Origin of the sequence: Mariprofundus sp. NF, from assembly GCF_013387455.1 — a bacterium.
Taxonomy (GTDB): domain Bacteria; phylum Pseudomonadota; class Zetaproteobacteria; order Mariprofundales; family Mariprofundaceae; genus Mariprofundus.
The window spans coordinates 151,636-178,548 of record NZ_VWNC01000001.1; the positions used below are offsets into that span (position 1 = coordinate 151,636).

A 26,913-nucleotide genomic window follows, 5' to 3' on the forward strand; every position below is an offset into this window, starting at 1 on the left:
AAAACCTTACCGAATTCATTAGATAAAGTCCTCTGATATGGAACGTCCGCTTGTGGCCGTTAGCAGCTATTCGCTAAGCTTCTGCACTGAATAAAAAAGGCGACCACATCTTGCGTTGGGTCGCCTTTTTTATGTGGTTGTTACTGAGCCGCTTAAGCGTCGTCAGCTTCGCGGGCGGCGGCGATTGCAGCCATATGGACAATATCATCCACGCTGGCACCGGTCTGCAGTACATGCGCCTGATAGGGCAGGCCAAGCAGGATAGGGCCGATAGCGGTACCGCCACCAAGTTCTCGTAGCAGTTTATAGGAGATATTACCTGCCTGCATGGTCGGGAATACCAGAATATTGGCTGGTTCTTTAAGTTTGCTGAACGGATAATGTTTCATAATCGCTGCATTAACAGCGGTATCAGCCTGCATTTCACCATCAACAACCAGATCAGGGCAGCGCTCATGTAGAATGCGCGTGGCCTCTGCAACCTTGAGGGTTTCGGGATGTTCAGCACTGCCGAAGTTGGAGAATGAGAGCATGCCGACGCGCGCCTCACAGCCCAGAGAAACCGCGGTTTCAGCGGCCAGTTCGGCGAGTCTGGCCAGCTGTTCGGCATCCATATCCACATTGACCGTGCAGTCAGCCATGAAGTAGGCACCGTTCTCCATGATCATGATATACATGCCATAGACATGATGATGGTGACCTGTGGTGTCGTGCCCGAGCACCTTCAGCAGCGGGCGCAGTACCGCAGGGTAGTGGGCAGTACGACCGGAGAGCATGCCGTCTGCAAAACCCTGACGCACCAGCATGGAGCCGAAGATGTTGATATCACCACGTAGTGTTATGGCTGCATCATCATGAAGAATGCCGTGGCGTTTGCGATCAAAATAGTAGGCATCAGCAAGATTTGAGAAGCGGGCATCCTCAACAAGAGGATCGATCACCTCAATGCCATCGAGATCGAGCTGCGCATGCTGGCAGAGCGCATCCATCTGTGTTTTACGACCAATCAGAATCGGCGTGGCGATGCCAAGCTCTTGCATCTCAATAGCCGCGCGTACGATGGTCTCATCTTCGCCTTCAGGCAGGACAAGACGAAGTGGGTTGGCTCTGGCTTTATCCATAATCATACGCATAAACAGGCGTGAAGAGTCAATGCGGCCAGCCAGCTCCTGGGCATAAGCTGCCGGATCTGTCAGCGGCTTGCGGGCCACACCGGTTTCGGTGGCTGCCAGGGCCACTGCGACAGGCACGACTTCGATCAGGCGGGGATCAAACGGCTTGGGAAGAATATATTCAGGGCCAAAGCGTAGCTCTTTGACACCATAAGCTTTAAGCACGGATGCAGGCACATCCTGACGGGCAAGATCAGCCAGCGCACGCACGGCTGCCATCTTCATCTCTTCGTTAAAAGCGGTGGCTCTGGCATCCAGTGCGCCACGGAAGAGGAAAGGGAAACCCAGTACATTATTCACCTGATTCGGATGATCGGAGCGGCCGGTGGCCATAATCAGATCTTTGCGGGCACTCATGGCAAGATCGTAATCAATCTCAGGATCGGGATTGGCCATGGCAAATACAATCGGTTTGGCGGCCATCGACTGAAGCATTTCAACCGTCACCATATTGCCCTGTGAGAGGCCGACAAAGGCATCGGCACCACTCATCGCCTCTTCCAGTGTGCGCTCGGCCCGTTCTGAAGCGAAATAGGCTTTGTGCGGCGGTAGATCTTCGTCACGGTCTTTAGTGATGACACCTTTACGATCGAGAAAGAGGATGTTTTCGCGTTTGGCACCGAGCTGCTCGATCAGCTTCATGCAGGCAAAACCGGCAGCGCCGGCACCGAGGCAGACGATCTTCACATCTTCGATGGCTTTGTTTTGCAGGATCAGGGCGTTGAGGAAGGCGGCAGCAGTGATTACCGCTGTGCCGTGCTGATCATCATGCAGAACAGGGATGTTCATGCGTTTCTTCAGCTCTTCTTCAATAATGAAACACTCAGGTGCTTTGATATCTTCAAGGTTGATGCCGCCGAAGGTGGGCTCCATGCGTGCCACGGTATCGACAAACTTCTGTGGGTCGAGTTCATCCAGCTCAATATCGAAGACATCGATATCAGCAAAACGTTTGAACAGTACGCCCTTACCTTCCATTACCGGTTTACCGGCCAGTGCGCCGATATTACCCAGCCCCAGTACAGCGGTGCCGTTACTGATCACACCAACGAGGTTGGCACGCGATGTATACTCATCGGCCAGTTCAGGGTTATCTGCAATAGCCAGGCAGGGTTCTGCCACGCCCGGGCTATAGGCCAGCGCCAGATCACGCTGGGTCAGGCACGGTTTGGTCGGTTTTACACATATTTTTCCGGGAGTGGGCGAGCGATGATACTCTAAGGCTTCTTTTTTCATCGCATCTTTTGGCATGGTGGGCTCCTGTGGTGTAATCTCGTTGCAGTGCGGCATTATAGCGGCGGATTGAGAAGGAATCGCTGAATAAATTCAGCGATTCTGTGCGGTTCATGGACGAACCGCCAAACCGAAAACGCAAGTGGCCGGTTTGTAAGCAGAAACAAAACGACGTTTTATTTCTGCGGCTTGATTTTTGGCATGATGCCATAAATCAACATCTCATTAAACAGTCATGGAGGGAGTTTGAGAGTTGTCTTTGCAGGAGCCGGGGCAGTGGGTTGTCACTACGGTAGTCGGCTACAACAGGCTGGAAACAGTGTGCGTTTTCTGGCCCGTGGTGCTCACCTGAATGCGCTGCAGCAGCACGGTCTGCTGCATGAATCAGAAGGGAAATCAGTACGCTTGCATGTAGAGACCATTGATCATGGCGCTGAAATTGCTGATACGGATGTGTTGATCTTATGCTGTAAAATGACTGCGCTCATGCCGATGCTTGAAAGTCTGAGCGGGAAAATCGGAGCTGAGACGCTGCTTGTCACATTGCAGAATGGTGTGGAGGCCGTGGACTGGGTCGCCAGAGGGTTTCCGAAGCATGCGGTAGCTGCCGGCACGGCCTTTATTGGTGCAAGGCTTGAAGCGCCGGGCCATGTGATCCACTCGGCAGCCGGAGGCGTTCGCTTGGGATTGTGGCAAGCAGGTGCGGGGGAGCGGTTTCTGCCTGAATTGATTGCGCAGTTTAAGGCTGGTGGTGTGCCTGCGCGTCTGGAGGCTGATCCTGCGCTGATGCTGTGGCGCAAATTGCTCTGGAATACGGGTTTTAATGCCATCACTGCGATCAACCGACGCTTTGCCAGCCAGATGTGTGAGCAGCCCGAAACGCTCTCTATTGTGCGCGCTGCCATGCAGGAGACGGTGGCGGTGGCTCAGGCTGAAGGGATCAAGCTTGGTGAGGAGGATATTCAGGGCCATGTCGATGTGACGCTCTCCATGGGGCCTGTCAAAACCAGTATGTGGCAGGATATTGAGGCGGGTCATACAACCGAGGTGGAGTATCTCAATGGCCTTGTTGTGCGCCTTGGTAAGCTACACGGCATCGCCACACCGGTGAATCGTATGCTTGTCGCGCAGATCCATGCCATCGAATCTGCATGAGAGCCCCTATGCCAGTGCTGTTGGTGCCTCAAACAGGTAACCCTGCATGGCATTGATGCCGAGACTCTGCAGTGACTCCCGATCTGCATCGGACTCCACATGTTCAGCAATCACCTGAATATCCAGGCCGTGTGCGATATCGATGATGGTTTGCAGGAAGAATCGGTTATCGCTGTTCTCTGAGATATTGCGCACATAACTGCCATCGAGTTTGATATAATCGAGTTTCAGCTGACTTAAGGTCTGGAAGGCGCTGAGTTTGCGTCCGAAATGCTCCATCACCACTTTACCGCCAGCAGCATGGATCAGACCGATCAGCTGCTCGCTGATATCGAGTCGCTCCAGCATGGCATGTTCACTGATCTCGAAAAGCATGTTTGATGCTGCAGTGGGGTGCGCTTGCAGGTGTGACTCAAGCCAGCCTATAAATGCACGATGGTGTACCGAGCGGGTGGAGAGGTTGATGGCCAGAGGTTGGGTCTGTCTGCCTGATTCAAGCAGATCAGTAACCCGCTTAATCACGTGGCAATCCAGATCCCTGTTGAGCGCCAGCCGATCCGCCATGGCGGCAAATGTTCCCGGCGCAATCTCCTGTCCACCCTCATCCTGAATTCTGATCACCGTTTCCCGATACAGAGGCGAGTTATCACTGTTCATAATGGGCTGACTTAACAGGCGGATAGTGTTGTTCTCCATAGCGCTGTTGATCAGTCTCTCCCACGCTTGGCTACTGCCAGCATCGCTATCGTTGGCACTACAGAAATAGCTATTAAGCCCCTGGTGCAGCGCCGATGCCAGTGCTGTATCAGCATGAGAGAGAAGTGAAGGGATCGACTCATCATGTTGAAAGGGAACCAGGCCGATATGTGCGATGCCATCAACACCAAGCGAGGCTGAAAGCTCTGTCAGAGCACTGCTGCACTGCTCTGCGAATTCGACGGCGTCTTCTGTGATGGCCATTGGCAGCATCACACTGAATTCAGCGCCTTTGCTGCGCGCTGTCGTGGCATTGAGGTAGGGGGCAGAGAGGGTGTTGATCAGTGATGCTACCGCAATCAACAGATCATCACCGCCCTGAAATCCGTGCTGTTTGTTGTAATCGGAGAAATGGCTAAGGCGGATCAACAGCAGTGCCCCGCAGCCTGTATGTTCCCTGTCTTTGAGATTGTGTTCGAGTGAAGCAAGGAACCCCCGGCGGTTCATCAATCCGGTTAGATCATCGAAGTTCGCCTCTCTGCGCATGATTTCGGCACGCTCTGTCAGGCTGTTGATACTGCTTTTCACCTTGATTGATAAACGATTCATCGCTTCGACAACACGTCGCAATTCGCGCGTGCCGGGAACCCGCTCTACGATAGGGAATTCACGATTACATATGGCATCAGCTTGCCGCTCCACATCATCCAGCGGTTTCAGGATGGTGCGGAGAATCAGAGTCGTGCCGATCAGGGCGATCATGAAAGCGATCATCGACCACCAGAAAATCTCAAGCGTGGTTTGCCACAGCTTCTGATAGGCAAAACCGGGATGTGCGACCAGCTGCAGTCGTCCTGCCTGACTCCAGCCTGTGGTGATCATGGTCTCTGCTGAAGCGGCCTGCAGAGGCAGTCGGTTGATAAACCACTCGGGGACACCGGCGATCATGCGGTTGTTCTGGCGCTGAATCAGAACTTCTCCGGAGATTGAAGTGATGCTGAGCGACTGGTAGTAACCACTGTCAAACAGGGCATTGACCATGGTATTCATGGTTGCGATATCCTTTTTCTTCATATGCGGAATCAGCGAAACGCCCAGTGAGCTGGCACTGTTCTGAGTCTGAGTGGCGAGTTGATCCATCAGATAGGAGCGGGTGTTCTCCACGCTTATCCAGAAGGTTCCCGAGAAGATAAGTAGAAATACAGTCAGAATCAGTGTGATAAGTTGGCGTGATAGTGTCATGGGACACTCCTTTGTAGCGTTGGACTGGTTTCAGTATCGCGGCCGTATTCCCGCTCCTGCCGGATGCGGATATTTAGGTCGCGCCAGAGATTAATGCGCTGTGAACCACCGAGAATGCCACGGCCACGCTCTTTGGACATCCAGAGGTAGTTACCGTTAAAGCTGTAGACAGGAATCAGATCAGAACGTTGCGAAGCAGGTTTTATTTTATCGATCAGATTATCGAGGATCAGGGGTTCACTTTCAGGGGTTTCGTAGTAGGCCAGCACCATGTGCGCCTGATTCAGTTCAACTGCCGTGACATAGGTGATACGAAGTTTTTCATCGGGGATGCCCAGTTCACGAAGCGTGAAATATTTGGCGATGGAGAAATCTTCGCAATCACCGCCATTGGTTGAGAGCATCTCAACCGGTGTAGCCCAGAAATCACGATCTCCCCAGTGCTGTTCATCGGAGATAAAACGGATGCGGTTAAAGAACCGGTTTACCTTGCGCAACGTCTGCCTGTCACTCTGCTCCGTATGTTCTTCAATCAGTGCCTGCCAGTTGATGACCCGCGTTTTGGCCTCAGTGCCAAACTGTTGGGCTATCTTGTTGAGAAATTCGGGGGAAAAACCGACGTTCCCTGCTACGGTCAGGGTAACCGCAAACATGATCCAGATCAGCAGTGGCAGCTTGATGACGGCAGGTTTCAGCAGGGGCTCCTTGTATGCATGAATAGTAGTGAGAGCCAAGCACGAAACAGGCCATTTGACCAGTATTTCAACAGGCAATAAAAAAGGCAGGAGAGAAACTCTCCTGCCTTTTTGAGGATGCTATTTAGCGATTAACGCTTAACCTGCATCAGTGATGAGAGCATCTGATCCGTGGTGAGAATGGTTTTTGAGTTGGCCTCATAACCACGCTGTACAATGATCAGTTTTACGAACTCATTGGCCAGATCCACGTTGGACTGCTCAAGTGCGTATGGCGAGATGGTTCCCATACCACCTGATCCGGGCAGACTCAGTACAGGTGAACCCGATGAGATGGTCTCAGCCAACTGGTTGGCACCCACGTGGCTAAGTACCGCATCATTGGGGAACTTGGCTAGTGCAACCTGATAGATGGCACGGCGCTGACCGTTGGTGAATACGCCGAAGATTTTACCGGCTGAGTCGGTCTCCAGTTTATCCAGGAAGCCGGCAGGGAAACCGTCACGGGTCATCTGACGGGTAGCAAATGCACCTGCCATCTGCACAGTGCCATCCAGACCTGTACCGGTAATGCCCTGCGCATCGGTTGTGGTTGCATTACCATAGTTAATGCTGATTACACTTGGGGCTGCGTTTGCCCAGCTGATCGTTAGATTTGGTGAGACCTCTGTTATCAGTTCACCGGTTGAACCAAACACGATGGACTGTGTGCCTGGAACCCAGGCTCCTGCTACTAATGTTGAAGCTGTAGGTGCACTGACCTCAGTAGGCGTGCCCGGGGTACCAACGGTGAGTTCGCCACCATCAACAGAGGCGTGCCAGTCCCAGACGATGTTGCCGGTTGCATCCAGTCCCATCTTGGTGAACTGCAAACTGACTGGGTGTGTCTGGCCGAGGGCATCAAAAACATTCACCTCGGCTTTATAGTGGAATGTGGCTGGATCGGCCGGGTCGAAGACTGTTCCTGTTGCCAGAACCGTGGAGTTGGAATCGAGTGTGATACCCGCAGTAACGCCCGTAGTTGCCTGAGCCTGAGCTGCCAGATTGGCGAAGGTGATGTCGGTAACATTACCGATCGCTCGACCGGTCACATCATCAACGGCAAAACCCTGCACCACATTACCCTGCGCATTGATGAGATTAAAATCCTTATCGAGAATGAATGCGCCGGCACGTGAGTAGACCAGTGAGTCGGTGGCCGGATCGCGCATGGCGAACAGGCCGTTACCGTTGATGGCCATATCGGTCGGACTGGTGGTGTTCTGCAACGAACCCTGAGCCTGATCTCGAATGATCGAGCCGATACGTACACCGTTACCTACCTGGTTGGCGATGTTGGATCGGGTCACACCCACGGTTTGTGAGAGTACATCCGAAAAGTTTACGTTCTGACTTTTAAAGCCGAGTGAGTTGACGTTGGCGATGTTGTCACCAACCACACGTACAGCCTCACCGAATGATGAAAGACCGGAGGCGCCGATGAAAAGTGCATTATAAATACCCATGTTATTTCTCCTTTAATTCTTTTGTTTTTTGCCGCTTAGATGCGGAGTTCTATGACGTCTGCGAGCGGTACTGCTTTACCACCCACGATTAATTCTGTGCCACCAGCGCCGAACCGGACGCCTTCAACAAGACCTGAAAGTTGAACTGAAGATCCAACCTCGTTGCCACTAACATCAAGTGCACTGACACCTATTAAATAGCTGCCTGCCGAGGCTTTCGCGCCGGAATCGCTCATGCCATCCCAGGTGAGAGCGTTGTCGCCAGCATTCAGGTTGCCCTGCATGGTGCGAACCACGTTGCCGTTGGTGTCGTAGATGAAGACGAGTGAATCAGTGGCTGTGGCATCCATAGCGACATTAAATTTCTGCGTAGTTACGCCGTCGAAGTTGATGGTGCTCTGATCCACAGTTACCGTGTGTCCCAGATAACCGGCCGCGCTTGCAGTGCTTACTGCGCCGCTGCTACCACTACCGTTGGCATCTACCAGCTGTTGTAGCAGTTTGTTGGTGCTGGTCTGTTGTTCGACCATATTAAACTGCGCTAACTGCTGCGACATAGCCGTGGCATCCTGCGGTTTCATCGGATCCTGGTACTGCATCTGGGCAACCAGAAGTTTGAGGAAGATGTCCTTCTGACCGATATCGCTATTAGAGGCTGGAGCCTTATATGCTGCAGTGTTGACGGTTGAGGCATCTGTTGTTGTTAAAGCCATAGTATCCTCCTAAACCCGAATGCTCAGGCCGCTTTCTGCGGTGCGAACTGACTGCTGCATCGATTGGGCGGTCTGGGTCTCTTTGTCGCTATTTTCACCAGCTTTGGCAAACGTGTTTCCGGAACCACTCTCTCCGGAGCCAAAACCACTCTCCTGACTTTGTGAGCCCATGGAGAAGCCGGATAGATCAAAGCCTTGCTGTGCAAGGGCTGCCCTCAAGGCTGGCAACTGCTGGTCGATTGCTGCACGAGTGGTGCCCTGATCGACAACCATATGAACCTGTAGCTGTTTGCTGGCGTCGGTCTGCAGAGTGATCTGAATTTTTCCGAGATGAGCGGGATCGAGTTGAATTTCCAGTTTTGTCTGACCATTGCTGGCTGACTGGGCAATATGTTGCATGCTGTCAAACACGGTCATGACCGGGGCAGATTTGCCGGTCAGGTAGCTCTGAAACTGTGTGTTACCAGTTGAAGAGGTTGCACCGGAACGGGTGTCGCCACTCATGGCTGACATGGCACGGCCATCTTGCGCGCCCCTGTCTGATGCGTGGTTACCGGCATCAGAGGTGGATGCGTCGGATATGGTGCTCTGTGCAACTGTGGCGGTAGCACTGGCTTGAGCTGCGGTCTGTTGAGGCTGTCCATGCGCATTTTTGCCCTGCATGTGGTTTTGTACAGCGGCAGCAAATGCAGCGCCATTCGTAGTTTTACCTAAAGCTGGCTCTTTGGCCTCAGTTTTCATTGCTGTGGCTACATTGGTGGCGATGGTTTTTGCATCACTACCTGCGGCAACGTTAGCGGCAGCTTTTTGCCTTGATAGCTGACCATCTTTCATTAAACCTGAAACAGCCGCTTCCGCTTTTGCCGAGTTCAGATCTTTTGTCAGCTGGGCCGCTACCTCTGGCTTGGCAATGCTGAACTCCGCCTTCTCACCTTTGCTAAGCTGAGCCGATGTCTCTGGTTTGGCGATGCTGAACTCTGCCTTCTCACCTTTGCTCAGCTGAGCCGATGTCTCTGGCTTGGCGATGCTGAACTCCGCCTTCTCACCTTTGCTCAGCTGAGCCGATGTCTCTGGCTTGGCGATGCTGAACTCCGCCTTCTCACCTTTGGTCAGCTGAGCCGATGCATCTGGCTTGCCGATAGTGAACTCTGCCTTCTCACCTTTGCTCAGCTGAGCCGATGCATCTGGTTTACCTATGCTGAACTCTGCCTTCTCACCTTTGCTCAGCTGGGCTGAAACATCTGGCTTGCCAATGGTGAACTGTGTCTGCTCGCCTTTTTTCTTCTGAGTCGATGCTTCCGGATTGCCGATGATGAACTCTGCCTTCTCACCTTTGACAAGTTTGGTCGCAGCTTCAACTTTTTCACCTGCAAACAGGACAGTGGCGACAGGTGTGCCACTTTCCGCTGCTTTCTTTTTAGTGAGAGGATCCTGTTCGGCCATTTTGGCTACGAACTTACCTTTCTTGAGTGCCAGCGCGTCTGGTTCCGTGGCAGTAAACAGCCCTTTGCCTTTGCCCTGACCCTGCTTATCCAGCATTGCCATCAGCTTGGCGAAGAGGCCACCTTTTGCCGACTTCCCTGATTTCCCTAAGATGCCGGATAGGCCGGTTCCATTTATTTGTTCGATCATGCCAACCATTGAGCATTTTTGAGGCCAGATAGAAAACTGTTTAAAAACAGATGTTTAGGTGTGGTGTGGAAGTTTTGTCCGGGCAATGTTTGCCTGTTGCTGGAAAAACTTTCCTTATGCCGCAGAGGCGGCGGCAATCTTTCCCAGCCTCAGATGTTGATCAAAAACTATCTCCAGGCTGCCCATTGCGAGGCATGTGAATCCTGTCGTTTATCTGAATACCGGAAAGTTTGATCATCCGGGAACGTCTGCTAACGGCGCCAAAAGCGGACATTCGGATTCACTTTCTTTGCCCTCCAAGTGAGAGTTGGAAGAATAATTCCTCATCTAATGTTACGGTTTAATATTTCTTGTCTATAATGACAGTCGGGGGATGAACAGCACGGACAAGTTAGAAACAATCAAAAGCCTGAGCGTTGAATTTGTAGTTCTGTTCGCAGTGAAATCATGAGTTACCACTTTTTCTTATTTTCACTCTTAATGTATTCAGTGAGCTTAGCTCTTAAATATGAGGCCTGTCGGCCAGGCTTGGAATACCGACCAAGCTTCAATGAAGTTCGGGCATATCGTATTAAAGATGAAAAAGAACGAAGAAATGCAAGAGCATTTAAAATTCTAGCTATATTTCTTGCCGTCTTTGCAACTATAGCTTTGCCCTTAAACCCTAGTCTCCCAAATCTATTAAATGATAGAGAATTTGTATCTGTATTGCTGCGAATGATTTTAGGTTTTATTCTGTTTTCTAATTTTTTCGCTCGGAACACTCTCTATAAAGAAGAGTACTCGGAAGGATTGATGTATTCTTTCCCATTGATGGGGATTCTTGATGTTTATATAAAAACTGGATGGTTCGTAAAAGGCTCGGACTTCATCTCGTTGGTGGTAAATTTAACCACTGCAATGGCGATAAGTGGGGTGGTGTTATTTCTATATTACATTTGACCGCGAATGACTGCTTCCGACCGTTTGAACCGAAGACCCAAAGCAGACATTCAGATTTTGCTATAATTCTTTCTCAATGGAGGGGGAGTTAACGGTGTTAGAGTCAGTTGTTCATAATCTATTCGGAGCAACAATCAGCTTCTTTCTGATTTTCAGACCTTTGTCTGTTGCTGGATTCATGGGCTATATTTACTGGCAAATGTTAAACTCACCCCCATGGGTGGCAATGAAGAGATGAAAAATCATTTCTTTGGAACAAACCCATTTTGGTTCAGGTTGCTAGGCGTAATGTATGCGGTACTTTGGCTATATCCATTGGTAGTTGCTGAATGACCGCCGCCGAAAGCGGACATTCGATGAGTTGCTTCAGTTAGCGTTTATAGGTTGTGATTGAATGAAAAGTGGCCACGAGTTTTGCAACTGGCGGCCACGGGTTGGGCAGTTTAATGCAAGTGGCTTGCACGTAGCGATAACATGGTTAGTTAATCGTCTTTGTGTTCACCAATCAGAATCAGTTCGGCAATGTTATGATTGAACTTGGTCCATGAGTAGCGGGAGACCGGATTTCCGAATGGGTTGAGAATGATCTGGTGCTGACGAAGACAGGCGTAGTCCTCTTCACGCGGGAAGAGTTTGCGGATGGTGTTCTGCAGAGGATCATTCCATATAAAACTCTCTTTCAGGCGATAGCCAATCCAGACGTAACCATCAGCCAGCAGACTGGCAAACAGCGCTTCAGCATCTTCCGGCAGCGGTGCAGTCACAGTCAGGGTCAGGATATCCATCTCATCAACATCACCGACATCACCCATCAGGTCATCAATGGTGTGGCGCAGGGTGCGCTGCAGTTCATAAGCAGCAGGGTTTTCAGAGCGATACATGTGGTAACTCGTGTGTGCAACATAGGTGCCATAAAAGGCATTCGGCACGGTGACGTGAATCTCGTGTGGCAGATTGAAACGTTCCAGCTCCTCCTGCAGTAGCAATGCCTGGTCACGATTCTCAAGCACAGGGTAGATATCAGGATGGACACCCAGCTCATTCACGATAGTGACCAGATGTGAGAGTACTGTGGCGATACTGGCATAGGGGTGCGCTTTCAGATGAGGGGCACGTGAAAGCAGGATTTTATCGGCATCTTTCACATAGGGGCGCAGGAAATTCATGTTGGCATAATTCCAGCGAACCAGATCAATACTGATTTGATTATCATCACTGCCGGTGCGGCGTTGCAGGTAGGCCAACTGATCTGCGCACTCCTCTTTGCTCATATCATCAATCAGGGTGACATGGATGCTGTCAAAATCATCGAGCAGGCGTTTGAGCAGCAGTGGCAGGCTGCCGACCCATCCGGTGATCAGAAGATTAAGATCTTTCTTGAGTTTGGTTTTGATCAGTCCCTGAGGGGGTTCAGCCAATACCGGGCATGGTCTGTCATGTAGGCGTTTGATGGCAAACAGTGTTTCAGAATAGAGTGCATTAGGGCTGATGGAGATGCCCAGAATGGATGGGATCTGCATCGGCAGCTCTAGTGCGTCAGCCTTATAGAGCGGGTGTGCACGTCCCGATGCATCGGTCAGGCCAAGGAGTGTAACCCCGCGCATCAATAACTGGGCAGCAAGCCTGTTCAGTGGCATCGACTGCTTGTTATCGGGCAGGCTAAGCGTGAGTTCACCATCTTCAAGCTGCAGTGTGCCGTCCCATTCAGAGATCTGCAGAGAGGAGTCCTCTGTGCGATCAGGGATCATCAACCGTTCCATCACCTGATCAAAATCTTTATAGACCAGAATGTTGCGGAATAGATTGGCGCGAACGTCTGCCTGTGAAAGGACGACGGTCGGTTTATTATAAAAGCCGGACGTATCCCAACCCACCTGCAACATATGCTGATGAGAGTCCAGATGCGGGGTTGCCATGCCGGGCGTGGAGACATTGATATAAATTTCCGGATTGACCCGGCGCACGGCAATCAGGGAGTAGGTGGCATGGGCCAGATCATCAGCGCCAGTGTGACCATCGGGAAGATTGATCACCGCCTGTCTGGCGTGGCCCAGATTGATGCGCTGCAGCGATTTTGTCTCTTCCACTTCACCCCAACGGTAGGATACCCAGCTGTGTTCGATGAGTGAATCAGGCATCTTTTCACTGTTGTTGAGGATCACCAGTTTTAATTTGGAGAAGTTGCGTTCTGATACGACTTTCAGCTGTTCAACGATAAATGGTGCAACTTTAGACCATCCCAGCATCACCATGTGGTTGGTAATGTTCAGACGTTCGTTACGTAGTTTGGCCATCAGGCCGGAGACGATGTGGGCACCGATACCGATGAAGAAGGCGAAGATGAATACGCCGACGATGACTGCCAGTACCGAGAAGACGACAATTGAGGTCTCCTCGGGATAGGTCACGGTATTGCCGGGATCGGTAAACATGCGGAAGGCGAACCAGATGGGGGCAAACATGCCTTGATCCTGTGCATTGACCACGCCATCCTGGCTGTAGTCGAAATTAGGGAAGGAGTAGTGGCCGATAACGCCGCCACCGATGGAGAGTACAGCCAGCAAGAGCACGATCAGATTGATCTCCTGCATGAACTGACCTTCGCGCATCACCTCTTTGAGGTTTCTGATAATGACCATCCACGGGCGCAACAGGCGCACCAGTCGCAACATACGTAGCGCGCCACCATAAGGAATGAAGGCAAAGGCAGGGATCATCACAATCGTGGCAATGGTATCGATCCACCAGTAAGTCCATTCAGCTATTTTGTCTTTTCGCGATTCATAATTCATGTGTCGCATAATCAGCAGGCGAATCGCCAGCTCGACAGCGAAGAAGATAATGATAATCCACATCAGGGTGTCTTCGGCAAAGAACGAGAGCAGAATAATCAGTGAGATCAACATGCCATAGGTCGGTGAATACATGGCACTCTGCAGGTCCAGATAGCGGAACATGCGCAGTGTACGCAGCAGGTAGAAGGCACGAATCAGACGGGCTGCCGCAGCGTTTTCGGCATCAATGGGGATATCAAATACGGTAATCAGCAGAGAGAGGATGCCGATGACATCCAGTACTAAAAAGAGCGCGTCAATTTTTTGATTCAGAGAGGAGCGATAGGGGTTGGTTTGGCGTTTGTTGATCATGATGGCAAGACGCATGGAGAGCTCGCCGACAAAGAATATAAAAAGAACTGCAGCCAGAATTTGACTATGGGTGAAGGAGAGTGCAATCAGTGCCATCATCAGGAAACCAAAACGTGGATGCATCAGGATCCACTCCATGTGATGGTAGAAAAGCGGCCGGTCACTGAATACCGATTGCATATTATTATTCTTCATGGTTCAGGCTCACTGTTGTGTGTAGTGGTGAAATAGTATCAATGCCAAATCGAGGTGTCTCATTTTACTGTGCTGATCTGGCGGGTCAGCGCCTGACTGATGGTCACTGCCTTATCCGCCGGCATAAACGAGAGAATCTTACCTACCTTCTTCTCATCCATGAGCAGAAATACTTTGATAACATCTGCAAGCTCCATCTTGGCAATCACCGGTGCCGCCTTCTCGGGTTTCATGCCTTCAAATACAGCCGTCAGTCGTTTTACCTTTTTGCTCTTGATCTTCTTCTCATCATCAAGGCGCTGTTTGATGCTGGTCTCAAGCTGTTCCAGCTCGGTGATTCTCCGCCGTACCTGCTCATCGGCCTCATTGATCGATTTTTCCCGCTCATCGAGTTGTTTGGCGCGGCTGTCCAGGTTCTCTTTGTAGGACCTTAGCTCAGAGAGTGTCTCATCATCGTGACGGGAAGAGGAGCCGCTTCTCGCGGCTTGAGCGGGAGCGGCTGCTTCAGCCCGGGGGATAATATAGGCCTCAAGCATGGCCAGCGACTGGTCGATCGTTGGCTGTTCAGCTGGTCCGCTGGCAGGAATGCTTGGTGTCACAGTCGTTTCAGATGCAGTTGCTGTGTAGATGGCGGCATCGGTAGTTGAGGTGGCAGGCCATAGTGTAAAGCCGAGCTTGCCGCCGAGTAGAATGCCGATAACGATAAAGATTCGAATAGATAGTTTATGGGGTGTCATAGTGTCATACCGATGAGGAGGATCTTCTGGATGCAACCATATCATCCATCTGACGCTGAGCTTTCAGGTCATCCTTCCTGTTCTGTTTTTTTGTCTCTTTCTGATGCATGCTGTCGTAGGTGTAGTGGGTGCGCTGGGCCTTGGCCAGCCGCTCGAATATATCCTTCTTCTCCACTTCCATGGCTTTGATGCCAGCCTTGATTGAGGTGAGTCTGTTCTGCTGCTCGCGAAATGCGGTATCAAAGACCTGCAGCAGCGATGCGGAGTGACGCTTACGCATGGCCTGGTCACGCTGCTGGTTCAACTGCTTGATATGTGCTTCAGAATTGAGGAACTGCTGTTCTAGCGTATGTTTGCGATCATTGAGCTCTGCCAGTTGCGTTTCAACCTTATTGCGCTCTTGCTCGCTGAGCCGCGTTAAAAGTTTGGACGTTTCTAGTTTCATTCAGGCTCTCCTCATTGGTCATGCTACTAACCAGCTGTAGCAATCCCTGTGCCGATTCTTCACGACGGCTTGAAGATTTGAGTTCCTGCTGTAAAAAACTGCGAATTGCTGGAATAACTTCGATCACCTGATCGAGTTCCGGGTTGGTTCCCGACTCATAAGCACCGATAGAGATCATGTCCTCCATATGCTCGTACTGGGACATTTTCTTACGGAAAGCACGCACAGCCTTCATCTGAACGCTGCTCAGTAGCTGGTTATCCAGACGGCTGACACTTCTTAATACATTGATGGCAGGAAAGTGCCCCTGCTCAGCAAGTTTGCGATCCAGAATGACATGGCCATCGAGAATGGCCATGGCGGCATCGGCAACCGGGTCTGCTTGCAGATCGTCACCTTCAATCAGTACCGTATAAAAAGCACTGATATCACCCTTCTTGACGCCCGGACCAGAACGTTCAAGCAGTTCAGCCATGAGTGAAAAGCATGACGGTGTATAACCTTTACTGGCTGGTGGCTCACCCAGCATCAGCCCGATCTCACGCTGGGCCTGGGCAATACGGGTCAGACTGTCGACCATCAGCAGGACATCTTTGCCATCTTCCCGGAATGACTCGGCAATGGTGGTGGCAATATAGGCAGCCCTTACCCTGAGTACCGGCGGCATATCTGAGGTGACCACCACCACGACACTGTTTTGCAGCGCTTCAGCACCGAGTGAGACATCAAGAAACTCACGCACTTCACGACTGCGCTCGCCAATCAGGGCGATAACATTGATTTCGGCATCCGAGTTTCGGGCCAGCATGCCCATCAGCGAGCTTTTACCGATACCGGCTCCGGCAAACAGTCCCATGCGCTGGCCCCAGCCCATAGGCAGACAGGCATCCATCGCCTTGACTCCCAGCTGCATCGGCCTGTCAATGATATGACGATCAAAGGGGTTGAGTTTAATGCCCTGAATATTGCGTACTCTGCCTGTAGCGGGTAGTGGTTTGTTATCCATCGGTTTGCCCATGCCATCAAGTACGCGGCCCAGCAGATGATTGCCGACGCGAATGCTGGGAAGTCCTGAGAGGGGGCGAATCGGGTCACCCGGGGCAATGCCTACAGTTCGGCCTACCGGCATCAGCAGGGTATATTCGGCCCGAAATCCGACCACTTCAGCCTCAAGCGTATGACCGGTAGCGCAGTTGATTTCACAGACATGGCCGACACTTGATTTGAGTCCGGTCGCTTCAAGCATGGGGCCAAGCACCTTGTAGACCTTGCCACGCACCGGGAAAACATTGTGGCACTGCTGCTCAGAAAGAACCTCTTCTCTCTGCTTTTTATCCCAGAGTGGTATGGAGGTTTTAGGCTTGGGGTCCATCGTTGCTTTCCGGTGTAACTACTGTTTCGGTGAGCAGTTCAGGGCGCAACTGATCCATATAGTTGGCTACCGCAGCGACAGGATCAATCAGGATATCCTCTTGAATGGAGATGATGCGGCATGTTGCAGGTTGAATGGCATCATCACTGGTAAGTATGGCCATCAATTCGCTCTCATCGAGCAGCCGTTTAAAGATGGCGTGATCTGCGGGTGCGACAGCGATGCGAAGTCCACTGGTGTCGGGAAGATGTTCTGCAGCCTGCTCTGCAATTTGCCAGAGTTTTGATCTGTCGGTATCCAGTGTTTCAGCGATAATCTTCTCGGCAATATGCTGGGCAACATCCAGTGCTGTTTCGGCAAAGGCCAACTTGACCTCATCAATCGACTTTTCAGCGCCCTGGAGTGTCTCCTGAATCGATTCAAGGAGTTGTTCAGCCCTCTTCTGTCCCAGTGCCATGCCTGCCTTCTCTCCGGCGAGATAAGCGTTGTCATAGGCCTCTTTCTCGATCACCTCAGCTCTGCCTTGCGCCTCCTGCAGCATCTTCTCCAGCTGCTTCATGCGATCAACACCAGCCAGCGGCTGTGCCTCTGCAGCTCGACCCGTATCGGTTACTGTTCTGTAGGGGAAAGCCCCCTTGTCGGTGATGTTCGGGTTAATCTCTTCCCGGAAAGAGAGCGGATTGATCGTATTCATGGGGATCAGACCATGTCATCGGCTGTGCTGAGTGCAATAGCACCATCATCATCGAGCTTGCGGATCACCTTGAGTACGCCCTGCTGAGCCTCTTCAACATCCGAGAGCTTCATTGGCCCCATCACCTCCATGTCCTCGCGCATGATCTCAGCAGCACGCTGTGACATATTGCCAAAGAAACGCTCACCAATTTCATCAGAGGCACCCTTGAGTGCTTTGACCAGATCATCAGAGGAGATATGTTTGAGAATGGTCTGGATATCACGGTCGGAGAGATCTTTCAGATCTTCAAAGACAAGCAGCATACGGTCCACCTGGGTAAACAGATCCTCATCTTTATCGCGCAACTGATCGAGAATCGGACGTGCCACCTCTTTCTCCAGCCCTTTGAGAATATCCACCACACTGATCATACCATCAAAGCTGATGCCGGAGTCACCCTGCATATCCGCCAACTCTTTCTCGAGTGTCTCCTCAATATCTTTAACCAGCTCTCTGGGCACACTTTCAATCTTGGACATGCGCATGACCACTGAGAGCTGCATCTCCTCCGGCAGCAGTGCAATAACACGACTGGCGACCGAGGAGTCGATGTTGCCCAGAATCAGCGCGATCGTCTGCGGATGTTCATCCTTAATATAGGAGGCGATCATGTCGGGTTTCAGACGTGAAAGTTTTTCCCAGATATCAAGCGACTTGGGTGCCGAGAGTTCATTGAGAAGACGGTCTGCCCGCTCATGTTCAATGGCATAACGAAACAGTGAAACGACATCTTTCTGGGAGGAGCGCATGAGCGGATCTTCAGAGCGGTGCAGTTCCAGATACTCTTTGGTTACAGCATCGAGAACTTCTGTATCAATCTTACCCAGTTCCGCCATTCTTCGGCCCAGACGACTGAGTGTTTTGTCATCCATATGCTGTACAAGCGGAGCTGATGCTTCCGGCCCAAGGGCAAACAGAAGAATGGCAGCTTTATCTTCACCGCTTAGCTGAGTTTTCCCCTTCATACCGGATCCACCCATTCGCGCATGACTTTATTGGCTCGATCAGGCTCTGTTACCACGCTCTGCCTGACCTGTTCCATATTGGCCAGACGCGCATAGGCTTCGCCGGACAGCTGATGCTGACCAAGCACACCTTCAGGGCCTTTTCTGGCCGCCTGCTGTTGCTCTGCAGACTCCTGAATACGGCGGGCAAGAGGTCTGAGTACAAACCATCCGAGCAGTAACAGCGCCAGCCCGGCAAGGCTGTAGCGCACAATCTGCATGTAGAAGACTCTGTTTTCGGATGAGGCGAGCGCCTCACCATCAACAACGCTGGAGATATCGATCAGTGGCATGCTCTGCACATCAACTGAATCACCACGATCTTCATTGAAGCCCATGGCACGTTCAACCAGCGCCTGGATGCTGGATAACTCCTCTTTGCTGCGTGGGGCGAAGCTCGTTTCACCATTTTCACCGGTCTGGGTTGCACCGCCGACAATGACGGCTACGGAGAGTTTGTTGATGCTGCCAAAGGGCACAATGCGATGCTCATTGATGGTGCTGATTTCGTAGTTGTTTACATCCTCATTACGGCTTGCGCTGTCACTGGGTTGTGCCCCTGTAGTGCCGGTTGCCGGATTGGCACCGGGGGTATTAGAGGCCAGACCGGGAACGCCGAGGGCAGCACCCTCATTGGACTGGCGATTCTCCGAAATGCTCTTGCGACTGCGCAGTACCTGTTCATCAGGGTTATAACGGGTGTTTTTCTGTTCGATAAACTCGCGGTTGATGTCGGCTGAGACACGAACAACAGCCTGGCTTACACCAACAATCTGCTCAAGCATACCTGTCAGTCGCTCTTCCATGCGCTGCTCAAGTTTACCCTGATACTCCTGCAGCGTTTGACCCTCGCTCATCGGAGCCTCTTTTTCGTTGGCTGAGAGTAGTGAACCTGATGCATCGACAACGGTGACATCACTCTGGTCCATCTCAGCCACACTGGCGGCAACCAGATTCTGAATCGCAATGACTGATCTCTTGGGCAGACGCTGTCCACCGGAGAGTTGCAACATCACCGAAGCTGTAGCTTTGCGGTCACGATCTGCAAATGCTGACTCTTTCGGCAGTACCAGATGTATACGTGCGGCGCTGATTTGCGGCATCACTTCAATGGTGCGTGCAAGCTCACCCTGCAGCGCACGTTGCAGATTGATTTTGCGGGTGAAATCACTAAGGCCGAACTCGTTGCTTTGATCAAAAATTTCAAAGCCGGTTTTACCCGAAGGGGTAACACCCTGACCGGCCAGATTCAGGCGAACCTGATAAACCTGATCCTCTGGAACCATGACGGTACCACCGCCCTCCAGACGGTAGGGGATATGCTCTTTCTGAAGCATTTCTACCACTGTAGCGGCATCTTTTTCCGCCATGCCGGCATAAATGGCCCGATATGGTTTCTCTGATGACCAGAGAACAAGGCCAAGAAAACCGGTCAGCATCAGACTTGCTGCGGCAAAGAGAAGAATTTTTCTGTATTTTGCCAGCACCTGTGGAACCTGGATTGTGGCGCCCGGCGCCGTTGCACCTGCCTCCTGCGAGGTGGCATCAATGGGATTGGTCGCCATGTTCATCGGTGTCTGCGGCATCAGTGAGTCAGCCATGATTTAAATCCCCTATACCTGCATGCGGATGATTTCGCGGTATGCATCCACCAGTTTATTGCGTACGCCAAGCATCATCTGAAACGAAAGGTCAGCCTTCTGAATGGCCATAAGGGTTTCGGAGGTGTTGACACTTTCACCTGTCGCCAGTGCCACCGATGCGCTGGCTGCAGCTTTTTTATCATGGTTCATCTGCTCGGTGTATGCCTTGAGCATTTCGCCGAAATTATCTGCTTTGCCGGCGGTTGATCTGTCACCAACCTGCAGACTGTTGCTGCCGGTAAGGCCAGTTGTGGGTCCAATGCCTTGAATACTCATGACAATCTCCTATTTCAGCAGTTCGAGTGATTTAAGAAACATCCGTTTGGATGCCTCCATGGTGGATACATTGGCTTCAAAACTTCTTGCCGCCGAATTCATGTCCACCATCTCTTCCACCGGATTTACATTCGGCATGCGCACGACACCTTTGCCATCGGCATCAGGATGCGAGGGATCAAAAACCTCACGAAACGGGGTGGGATCCTGCGCTACATGCGAAGCTCTTACCGATTGATGGCGATCTTTTGCAAAACTGCTGTTAAATACATTTGAGAATGACTGGGTTGCAGGTGTGGCCTCAAAAACAGCCTGTCTGCGACGGTAGGGGCCACCATCAGGGGTGCGGGTTGATTCGGCATTGGCGATATTTTCCGCCACAATGTCCATGCGAGAGCGCTGTGCAGTCATGCCTGCTGCACTGATGTGCATGGAGGAGAGAAGATCATTAGCCATTAGCGATTACCCTCCTTGATGGCATTGAGCAGTCCGCTGATGCGACCTTTGGCCAGTCGCATGGAGAGCTCATGCATCAGCTGGTTTTCACTCATGCGCGCCATCTCTTTCTGAATATCCACAGTGTTGCCATCCATTCTGCGGGCCGGACTGTAATCGAAAACGGAGCTGCTGCTCAAACGTCCACTGCCACTATCACTGATATGGCCGGCGTGTGTGGCGGCAGGTTTGCCTGCCCCTTTGTGTTGTTGCCTTTCGCTGAGGAAGTCAGCAAACGAGCGGTTGTCCGCCCGATAGTTAGGTGTGTCGGCATTGGCAATGTTGCTGGAGGTGACGCTCTGCGCTTTTTCTCTGGCGATCAGAGAGGATTCAATGCGCTGGAATCCGTCGCCTAACATATCAATCATGATTTACACCTCCTCTTGCCTTAGCCGCCAATTATTTATCACAGGTAAGAACTACCCAGCAAGTGACATGCCAGACTCATAACCCTGCAGCTTGTTGCGTAGTGTGCGGATGCTGATGCCTAGCAGTTGGGCGGCCTCGGTACGGTTGCCCTGCACATGCACAAGCGTTTTCTCGATCAGTGTGCGTTCCATGTCACGGATGGTGACACCCGCCTGCATCGCATCCTCGCCGCTCTCTGTATTTGCACCCATGTTTGCAGGGGCAGGATCGAGAAAGAGATGTTCAGGATGAATGGTATCACCCTCAGCCATGAGGAAGGCGCGATGCATGCAGTTTTCAAGTTCACGTGCATTACCTGGCCACGGGTGTGATGTAAGGTGGTGAACGGTTGGCCCGGTCAGTTTTGGTGCCGGTTTGCTGTACATGGTGCTGAAGCGACCAAGGAAGTGAATGGCCAGCGGCAAAATGTCACCCTTACGTTCTCTGAGTGGGGGAAGCTGAATCGTAACGACATTCAGGCGGTAGTAGAGGTCCTGACGAAAATCGCCATTTTGAACTGCATGGACGATGTCCCTGTTGCTGGTAGCAATAACCCGAACATCAATTTTCACAGGTTTGCTGCCACCAAGCCGGTCTACTTCACCCTCCTGTAGAACACGAAGCAACTTGGCCTGCAGATGCACCGGCATTTCGGTGATCTCATCCAGTAGAAGTGTGCCCTCATGGGCCAGCTCAAATTTTCCCGGACGGGCTGAAGTGGCGCCGGTAAATGCACCTTTCTCATGGCCGAACAGCTCCGCTTCAAGAACCCCTTCCGGAATCGCAGCGCAGTTGATGGCGATAAAATTATTGTCACGGCGGTTGGAGCAGGCATGAACGTAACGGGAGAGGCGCTCTTTACCGGTGCCTGACTCGCCAATGACCAGTACAGATGCACAGCTCGGAGCCACCAGTGCTACACGATCAAGCAGGCGACGTGTCTCAACATCCTCAGTGACAAAAATATCCTGCTGTTTCATGCGGGCCGGACGTTGTTGTTCGCTGGCCTGTTGTGCCAGTGCACTCTGGTGGCCGCTTTTACGAATATATATTTCGAGAATATCGTCAGGCAGAGGTATCAGGCGGTAATCAATGATGCCCATATGCATCAGATCGGCTGCACGGTCGGCCTGACCGTTGTTAGTAAGGATAACCAGGTTGGCCTGTGGATTGTGGTCAAACAGACGTCGGACAATCGAAGGTGAAGTGACCGTGTCCCAGATAAAAACAAGGGCATCATTGTCACACACGTACTCATGGGTCTGGCTGGGTATCGATTCGATAGCGGTTTGCGGCAGTAGCCTGCCAAGCTGAACGCGTAGCTCAGCCTCTTCGTGCTGAGGAAATCCAACCAGTGCTACATTGGAAAGGCTCATTGTTTTTCCCCCAATAGCTGTCCCGCCTGCTGATCTGCCAGTGCCAGTTTGGCCAGTGCAGCATAGGTTCCTGCATCTTTTCTTAGTGTCAGTGCCTGCAGACGCTGCTCGCCCTGTTGGGTTTCACCGCTATGGATCTGACAGACGCCTACATAGTATTCCCATGCGCCATCACGATCCTCTTCAGGTGTCTCCATATAGAGTTTTCGGGCCTGTGCGTATTCACGGGCAGTAAACAGGCTCTTGGCTTGATTAAGCAGGCCCATGCGGGCATTGGCACCCTGACTCAGCCGGTAGTTACCCCAGGCCTTGGCAGCAGTGTGCCACTGCCCAAGCGTTGCGGAGACCTCTGCACTGGTGAGCCAGAAGTTGGCTCGGGACTCCAGGGCCAGGTCTGAGGCGCGCACTGCATTGAGTGTCTGACGTGCCGCTTGCGCCTGTTTCTGATTGATCTGCATGCGCGCGACTACAGCGAGAATCTCCGGGCGATAGATAGTGAACTCATTGCGGTTAAGCCAGCGCATCACTTTTTCTACGCCATCGGAGTCCTGACGATCCATCCACAGCTTGGAGAGTTCAACCATAACGCGCTGGCCGCGAATGCTGGCCTTGTTGCGCTTATAGAGATCAGTGAGCAGTTTTTCTGCGCCATCAAAGAGCATCAGCAGGCGCATGGCGTGGCCAATGCCCAGTCGAAGCTCCTGCGACAACCTGAGTTTGGGGCGAAGCTGGGGATACTGTTTCCAGATTGTCACCGCTTTCAACCACTGCTCCTGCTTGAGCATGGTGTTAAGGCTTGCCTGCAGCCATACCGCCCCCTCTTTCTGTGCCCGTTGAGCAATGCGTCGATCTGCTGACGTTGCTGCCCTGGCATAGGCGTGCAGAGCAGGGGAGTCTGCTCGTCCTTCGCCACTCTCTTTTTCTGCGGCCAGAGAGGTCTGCTCAATGCGTGCCCAGAATCGCGCAAGCCCCAGCATGGCCTCATCTTCGATAAGAGAGAGTTGATTGGAGTCGGCAATTTTTTTCAGTGAGACCATGGCGGGAAGAAGTTTCTCTTTCTCCGTTTCATCTTTGAATTCCAGCATCAGTTTGCGGATGAATGCCTTGCGCCCGATGGTGGTTTCAGCCTGGTTGGCGGCCAGGATGCCGTACTCTTTTATGGCCGCAGCTGTTTTGTTGTTGTCAGCAATGATGTCGGCATGGATCAGGCGCACAGCGGGAGCCTGGATGGTTCTGATATAACGACGGATAAAATCTTCTGAAAGCTGAAGTGTCTTGTTGTTTCCATTCTCATGCAGCAACTGAATAAAGTTGGCATAGAGAATCGGTTCATCCGTGATGATCTCCGGCCAGTTTTTGTGTACGCCCTGTAGGCTTTTGTAGGCAACTTCAGGGCGTTTTTCTCCCTGATCGACAATGCCCATCCATGCCATGCCTATGGCCTGTCGGTAGCTGTCGCTGCCAATTTGCAGGCTGTATTGAAGCAGGTCACTGCGGGCATAGGCAAACTGCTCCTGCTCAATGTGGATGCGCGCCATCAGCAGCCATGCCCGACGCAGGTTTTGCGGCTGTTGATCTTTGGTGATGATTTCACGCGCGGCTGTCACTGCTTTTTTGTCATCTCCTGCTTTCCAGCGTAACCATGCCTTTTGCCAGCGCAGTTCGGAGGCTTGCGGGTTTTCAGGGAACTCTTTCAGGGATGCATCAATGGCACGAACTGCCAGCGAGATGTTTTCAAAATGTTTATGTGTGGCACGCATGATTTCTGCATCGGCGATCAGGTTTAAGAGCTCTTGACGCTCATCGCGTGTGACCTTCTGACTCTTGAGTACTTTCTCGGCTGTACGTACCGCCTGCACCGGATTGCCGTTGTTCAGGAAGATGCGCACGGTGCGCACGCGCTCGCTTTCCAGCGCGTAGCTGGCAGAAGGTATGACCAGGATAAGTGCAATGACGATGATGATAGAGCGGAGCATGTCCCGTTATCGCAAGATTCATGCCGAAGAGGACAGGGCTGGTTTTTTTCTGCCTATGGATTGGAAAAGTACTGTCTAAACATGGCTTTGGATGACATTAATAGTCACCGTTGCAGGTGCTGCGGGATTGCATATGAGGGGATTTCTGACGGCTGTCAGCTGAGTGTCAGAGTCGCTTAGCTTTCAGCGGGCTGTAACCCCTTCTTTTTGATTTTTTCGACCAGCGTTGTCCGGTTCATAGCCAAAAAATTGGCAGCACGGTTTTTGTTCCAGTTGAAACGTTTCAGGGCTGAGAGGATCAGGTGGCTTTCAAACTCGTCCACTGTGGCCTTCAGATCGATCTGCTCTGCGGCTGTCACATCCATCTGGAAGCTCTGCAGTACGCGCTCTTTGTCGCTGATCATGCGCGAGGGAAGATCTTCGACTTCAACGATGCCATCACGTTTGAGTGTGGTGACCCGCTCGATCAGGTTTTGCAGTTCGCGGACATTACCTGGCCAAGCGTAAGAGAGCATAGAGCGTTTGGCTTCATCTGAAAAGCCGGTGATAGAGGACTCTTTTTCTTTGTTGAAGTGCGAAATAAAGTGATCAGCAAGCAGCAGAATATCATCGCCGCGATCCTTAAGTGGTGCCAGATAGAGTGGAATGACATTGAGCCTGTAGTAGAGGTCTTCTCTGAAACGGCCGGCCATGATCTCTTCTTCAAGATCGCGATGGGTTGCTGCAATAACACGCACATCAACATGGATGCTCTGCTGGCTTCCTACCGGTTCAAAGCAGCGCTCCTGAAGGACGCGCAGAAGTTTAACCTGCAGTTTCGGGCTCATATCGCCTATCTCATCAAGAAAGATAGTGCCGCCATTGGCGATCTCGAAGCGGCCCGGGCGGGCCCGAATGGCACCGGTAAATGCGCCCTTTACGTGGCCGAACAGTTCAGATTCAAGGAGCTCTTCAGGGATGGCGCCACAGTTGATGGAGACCATCGGCTTACCGGAGCGGGAGCCTGATTTATGCAGTGCTTTGGCCAGCACCTCTTTGCCACAGCCGGACTCGCCGCTGATAAGTACCGTACTGTCAGAATTGGCCAGCAGTTTAATGGTCTCCTGGAGTTTGCGAATCGACTCACAGTGACCAATCAGCCCCTCTCTGCTGGTTTGGCTGCGGATCTGCTCGCGCAGGGAGAGGTTATCTTTTTTCAGCTGCCTGGTTTTCATCAGTTCGCTGATACGCACCAGCATCTCATCAATGTCGAATGGTTTTTTCAGAAAATCATTGGCGCCAAGGCGGACTGCATCGACAGCAGTGTCTACTTCGGCGTAGCCAGTCATGATAATAATGCCCATGTCAGGGTCGGACTGACGGAATTCACGCATTAGCTCAATGCCGTTACCATCGGGGAGGCGAACGTCGAGGATAGTCAGATCAAATTTGCCAATAGACATCGCCTCCTGTGCACGGGTGGCATTGGCTGCTGCGGTTACATGATAACCTGTGGCTTCAAGCGCCTCCTGCAGGATGCATCTGAAGTCATCGTTATCTTCAACCAGCAGGATAAATGCAGATTGTTTCACGGTTTTTGCTCCCCTTTTTGCGGCGCCGTCATTGATCAAAGTCAAAATAATGACGGGGCAACAGGTAAAAGCAAGCATTCTCTGTTTCCATATTGGGTTGTCGGGGTGGATTTGGGACGGACGTAGTCAAAAAACCACGGTTTGGTTGTTGTGTTGTCGTGAGAAAGTTTCTTAACCTGCTTAATTGTAAGGGGAAATATTACAATAATAGTGGCTGGTATTGACTGTTTTTGAGCCGATTTATTTTTGACGTTTATGGATTGTTAAAGTTGCGAACAGATTGCCCGATATGTACTGATGTACTGGTAATGTCTGCCTGCAGATCATGTGCAGCAGAGGAGGTGAGGTCACATGGCGATGAATGTTCAGCCCGTAGATGGTTTAATCCACAGGCTTCTTCAGCAGAATGCCAAGCCCTCTTCTGTCCCGGATCGGCAGCAGGGTGGCGCGAAACCAACGACCGATCGTGTCAGCCTCTCTTCTGATGCGCAGCCCTCTCATGCCGGGCACTCAGCGTTACCACAGCCGGAGCTTCCGGCAAGGCCCGG

The 26,913-nt window shown here is 51.8% G+C and carries 21 protein-coding genes; 2 read left to right on the top strand and 19 right to left on the bottom strand.

Annotated elements, in window-relative coordinates:
- Window positions 1–152: 152 nt before the first annotated feature.
- Window positions 153–2,423, bottom strand: coding sequence for an NADP-dependent malic enzyme (locus F3F96_RS00770; RefSeq protein ID WP_176961353.1), 2,271 nt, complete (start codon window positions 2,421–2,423; stop codon window positions 153–155).
- Between the two features lie 228 nt (window positions 2,424–2,651).
- On the opposite strand from F3F96_RS00770, the gene F3F96_RS00775 reads away from it, so the two are divergent.
- Entirely contained in the window at window positions 2,652–3,560 is a 909-nt protein-coding gene (locus F3F96_RS00775) for a ketopantoate reductase family protein (protein ID WP_176961354.1), read from the top strand.
- Between the two features lie 6 nt (window positions 3,561–3,566).
- Here the strand turns inward: F3F96_RS00775 and F3F96_RS00780 are convergent, their stop codons facing one another.
- From F3F96_RS00780 to F3F96_RS00800, 5 genes are all read right to left on the bottom strand, one after another.
- Window positions 3,567–5,498 (bottom strand): EAL domain-containing protein, encoded by a 1,932-nt coding sequence (locus F3F96_RS00780; protein ID WP_176961355.1) that lies wholly within the window; start codon window positions 5,496–5,498, stop codon window positions 3,567–3,569.
- Entirely contained in the window at window positions 5,495–6,151 is a 657-nt protein-coding gene (locus F3F96_RS00785; RefSeq protein WP_176961712.1) for a transglutaminase-like cysteine peptidase, read from the bottom strand. The genes F3F96_RS00780 and F3F96_RS00785 overlap by 4 nt, the downstream gene beginning before the upstream one ends.
- Window positions 6,152–6,324: 173 nt before the next feature.
- Window positions 6,325–7,698 carry a flagellar hook protein FlgE gene (locus tag F3F96_RS00790; protein ID WP_176961356.1) on the bottom strand — a complete coding sequence of 458 codons (1,374 nt, stop codon included), beginning with the start codon at window positions 7,696–7,698 and terminating at the stop codon, window positions 6,325–6,327.
- 35 nt (window positions 7,699–7,733) lie between these two features.
- Window positions 7,734–8,411 carry a flagellar hook assembly protein FlgD gene (locus F3F96_RS00795; protein ID WP_176961357.1) on the bottom strand — a complete coding sequence of 226 codons (678 nt, stop codon included), beginning with the start codon at window positions 8,409–8,411 and terminating at the stop codon, window positions 7,734–7,736.
- 9 nt (window positions 8,412–8,420) lie between these two features.
- A complete protein-coding gene (locus F3F96_RS00800; protein WP_176961358.1) occupies window positions 8,421–10,043 on the bottom strand; it encodes a flagellar hook-length control protein FliK in 1,623 nt (540 codons plus the stop codon).
- Window positions 10,044–10,532: 489 nt separating this feature from the next.
- Between F3F96_RS00800 and F3F96_RS00805 the strand changes: the two genes are divergently transcribed.
- Window positions 10,533–10,985 (top strand): hypothetical protein, encoded by a 453-nt coding sequence (locus F3F96_RS00805; protein WP_176961359.1) that lies wholly within the window; start codon window positions 10,533–10,535, stop codon window positions 10,983–10,985.
- 482 nt (window positions 10,986–11,467) lie between these two features.
- Here F3F96_RS00805 and F3F96_RS00810 read toward each other — a convergent pair whose 3' ends face one another.
- The 13 genes from F3F96_RS00810 to F3F96_RS00870 form a co-directional block, all read right to left on the bottom strand.
- The gene (locus F3F96_RS00810; protein ID WP_241697573.1) at window positions 11,468–14,326 is read right to left on the bottom strand and encodes an ion transporter; all 2,859 of its coding nucleotides are present in this window, start codon (window positions 14,324–14,326) and stop codon (window positions 11,468–11,470) included.
- Between the two features lie 59 nt (window positions 14,327–14,385).
- Window positions 14,386–15,063, bottom strand: coding sequence for a MotE family protein (locus F3F96_RS00815; RefSeq protein ID WP_176961360.1), 678 nt, complete (start codon window positions 15,061–15,063; stop codon window positions 14,386–14,388).
- Between the two features lie 4 nt (window positions 15,064–15,067).
- Entirely contained in the window at window positions 15,068–15,508 is a 441-nt protein-coding gene (locus tag F3F96_RS00820) for a hypothetical protein (RefSeq protein ID WP_176961361.1), read from the bottom strand.
- A complete protein-coding gene (locus F3F96_RS00825; protein ID WP_176961362.1) occupies window positions 15,453–16,880 on the bottom strand; it encodes a FliI/YscN family ATPase in 1,428 nt (475 codons plus the stop codon). The genes F3F96_RS00820 and F3F96_RS00825 overlap by 56 nt, the downstream gene beginning before the upstream one ends.
- Entirely contained in the window at window positions 16,864–17,574 is a 711-nt protein-coding gene (locus F3F96_RS00830) for a FliH/SctL family protein (protein ID WP_176961363.1), read from the bottom strand. Before F3F96_RS00830 ends, F3F96_RS00825 begins: the two co-directional genes overlap by 17 nt.
- Before the next feature lie 5 nt (window positions 17,575–17,579).
- A complete protein-coding gene (fliG, locus tag F3F96_RS00835) occupies window positions 17,580–18,581 on the bottom strand; it encodes a flagellar motor switch protein FliG (protein WP_176961364.1) in 1,002 nt (333 codons plus the stop codon).
- Window positions 18,578–20,221 carry a flagellar basal-body MS-ring/collar protein FliF gene (fliF, locus tag F3F96_RS00840; protein ID WP_176961365.1) on the bottom strand — a complete coding sequence of 548 codons (1,644 nt, stop codon included), beginning with the start codon at window positions 20,219–20,221 and terminating at the stop codon, window positions 18,578–18,580. The genes fliG and fliF overlap by 4 nt, the downstream gene beginning before the upstream one ends.
- A gap of 12 nt (window positions 20,222–20,233) precedes the next feature.
- Window positions 20,234–20,539, bottom strand: coding sequence for a flagellar hook-basal body complex protein FliE (gene fliE / locus F3F96_RS00845; RefSeq protein WP_176961366.1), 306 nt, complete (start codon window positions 20,537–20,539; stop codon window positions 20,234–20,236).
- 9 nt (window positions 20,540–20,548) lie between these two features.
- On the bottom strand, window positions 20,549–20,995 hold the full coding sequence (flgC, locus tag F3F96_RS00850) for a flagellar basal body rod protein FlgC (protein WP_176961367.1): 447 nt from the start codon (window positions 20,993–20,995) through the stop codon (window positions 20,549–20,551).
- Window positions 20,995–21,402 (bottom strand): flagellar basal body rod protein FlgB, encoded by a 408-nt coding sequence (gene flgB, locus F3F96_RS00855; RefSeq protein WP_186338862.1) that lies wholly within the window; start codon window positions 21,400–21,402, stop codon window positions 20,995–20,997. The genes flgC and flgB overlap by 1 nt, the downstream gene beginning before the upstream one ends.
- A 51-nt stretch (window positions 21,403–21,453) precedes the next feature.
- Entirely contained in the window at window positions 21,454–22,818 is a 1,365-nt protein-coding gene (locus tag F3F96_RS00860; RefSeq protein ID WP_176961368.1) for a sigma-54-dependent Fis family transcriptional regulator, read from the bottom strand.
- A complete protein-coding gene (locus tag F3F96_RS00865) occupies window positions 22,815–24,794 on the bottom strand; it encodes a tol-pal system YbgF family protein (protein ID WP_241697574.1) in 1,980 nt (659 codons plus the stop codon). The genes F3F96_RS00860 and F3F96_RS00865 overlap by 4 nt, the downstream gene beginning before the upstream one ends.
- Before the next feature lie 176 nt (window positions 24,795–24,970).
- On the bottom strand, window positions 24,971–26,365 hold the full coding sequence (locus F3F96_RS00870) for a sigma 54-interacting transcriptional regulator (protein ID WP_176961369.1): 1,395 nt from the start codon (window positions 26,363–26,365) through the stop codon (window positions 24,971–24,973).
- Window positions 26,366–26,913 lie beyond the last annotated feature (548 nt).

Coding starts and splice junctions, on each gene's coding strand:
- F3F96_RS00780 (WP_176961355.1), bottom strand. CDS start 5,498: ATGACACTATCACGCCAACTTATCACACTGATTCTGACTGTATTTCTA.
- flgC (WP_176961367.1), bottom strand. CDS start 20,995: ATGGCTAATGATCTTCTCTCCTCCATGCACATCAGTGCAGCAGGCATG.
- F3F96_RS00800 (WP_176961358.1), bottom strand. CDS start 10,043: ATGATCGAACAAATAAATGGAACCGGCCTATCCGGCATCTTAGGGAAA.
- F3F96_RS00810 (WP_241697573.1), bottom strand. CDS start 14,326: ATGAAGAATAATAATATGCAATCGGTATTCAGTGACCGGCCGCTTTTC.
- F3F96_RS00815 (WP_176961360.1), bottom strand. CDS start 15,063: ATGACACCCCATAAACTATCTATTCGAATCTTTATCGTTATCGGCATT.
- fliE (WP_176961366.1), bottom strand. CDS start 20,539: ATGAGTATTCAAGGCATTGGACCCACAACTGGCCTTACCGGCAGCAAC.
- F3F96_RS00825 (WP_176961362.1), bottom strand. CDS start 16,880: ATGGACCCCAAGCCTAAAACCTCCATACCACTCTGGGATAAAAAGCAG.
- F3F96_RS00865 (WP_241697574.1), bottom strand. CDS start 24,794: ATGCTCCGCTCTATCATCATCGTCATTGCACTTATCCTGGTCATACCT.
- fliF (WP_176961365.1), bottom strand. CDS start 20,221: ATGGCTGACTCACTGATGCCGCAGACACCGATGAACATGGCGACCAAT.
- F3F96_RS00795 (WP_176961357.1), bottom strand. CDS start 8,411: ATGGCTTTAACAACAACAGATGCCTCAACCGTCAACACTGCAGCATAT.
- fliG (WP_176961364.1), bottom strand. CDS start 18,581: ATGAAGGGGAAAACTCAGCTAAGCGGTGAAGATAAAGCTGCCATTCTT.
- F3F96_RS00830 (WP_176961363.1), bottom strand. CDS start 17,574: ATGAATACGATCAATCCGCTCTCTTTCCGGGAAGAGATTAACCCGAAC.
- flgB (WP_186338862.1), bottom strand. CDS start 21,402: ATGATTGATATGTTAGGCGACGGATTCCAGCGCATTGAATCCTCTCTG.
- F3F96_RS00860 (WP_176961368.1), bottom strand. CDS start 22,818: ATGAGCCTTTCCAATGTAGCACTGGTTGGATTTCCTCAGCACGAAGAG.
- F3F96_RS00820 (WP_176961361.1), bottom strand. CDS start 15,508: ATGAAACTAGAAACGTCCAAACTTTTAACGCGGCTCAGCGAGCAAGAG.
- F3F96_RS00770 (WP_176961353.1), bottom strand. CDS start 2,423: ATGCCAAAAGATGCGATGAAAAAAGAAGCCTTAGAGTATCATCGCTCG.
- F3F96_RS00790 (WP_176961356.1), bottom strand. CDS start 7,698: ATGGGTATTTATAATGCACTTTTCATCGGCGCCTCCGGTCTTTCATCA.
- F3F96_RS00785 (WP_176961712.1), bottom strand. CDS start 6,151: ATGTTTGCGGTTACCCTGACCGTAGCAGGGAACGTCGGTTTTTCCCCC.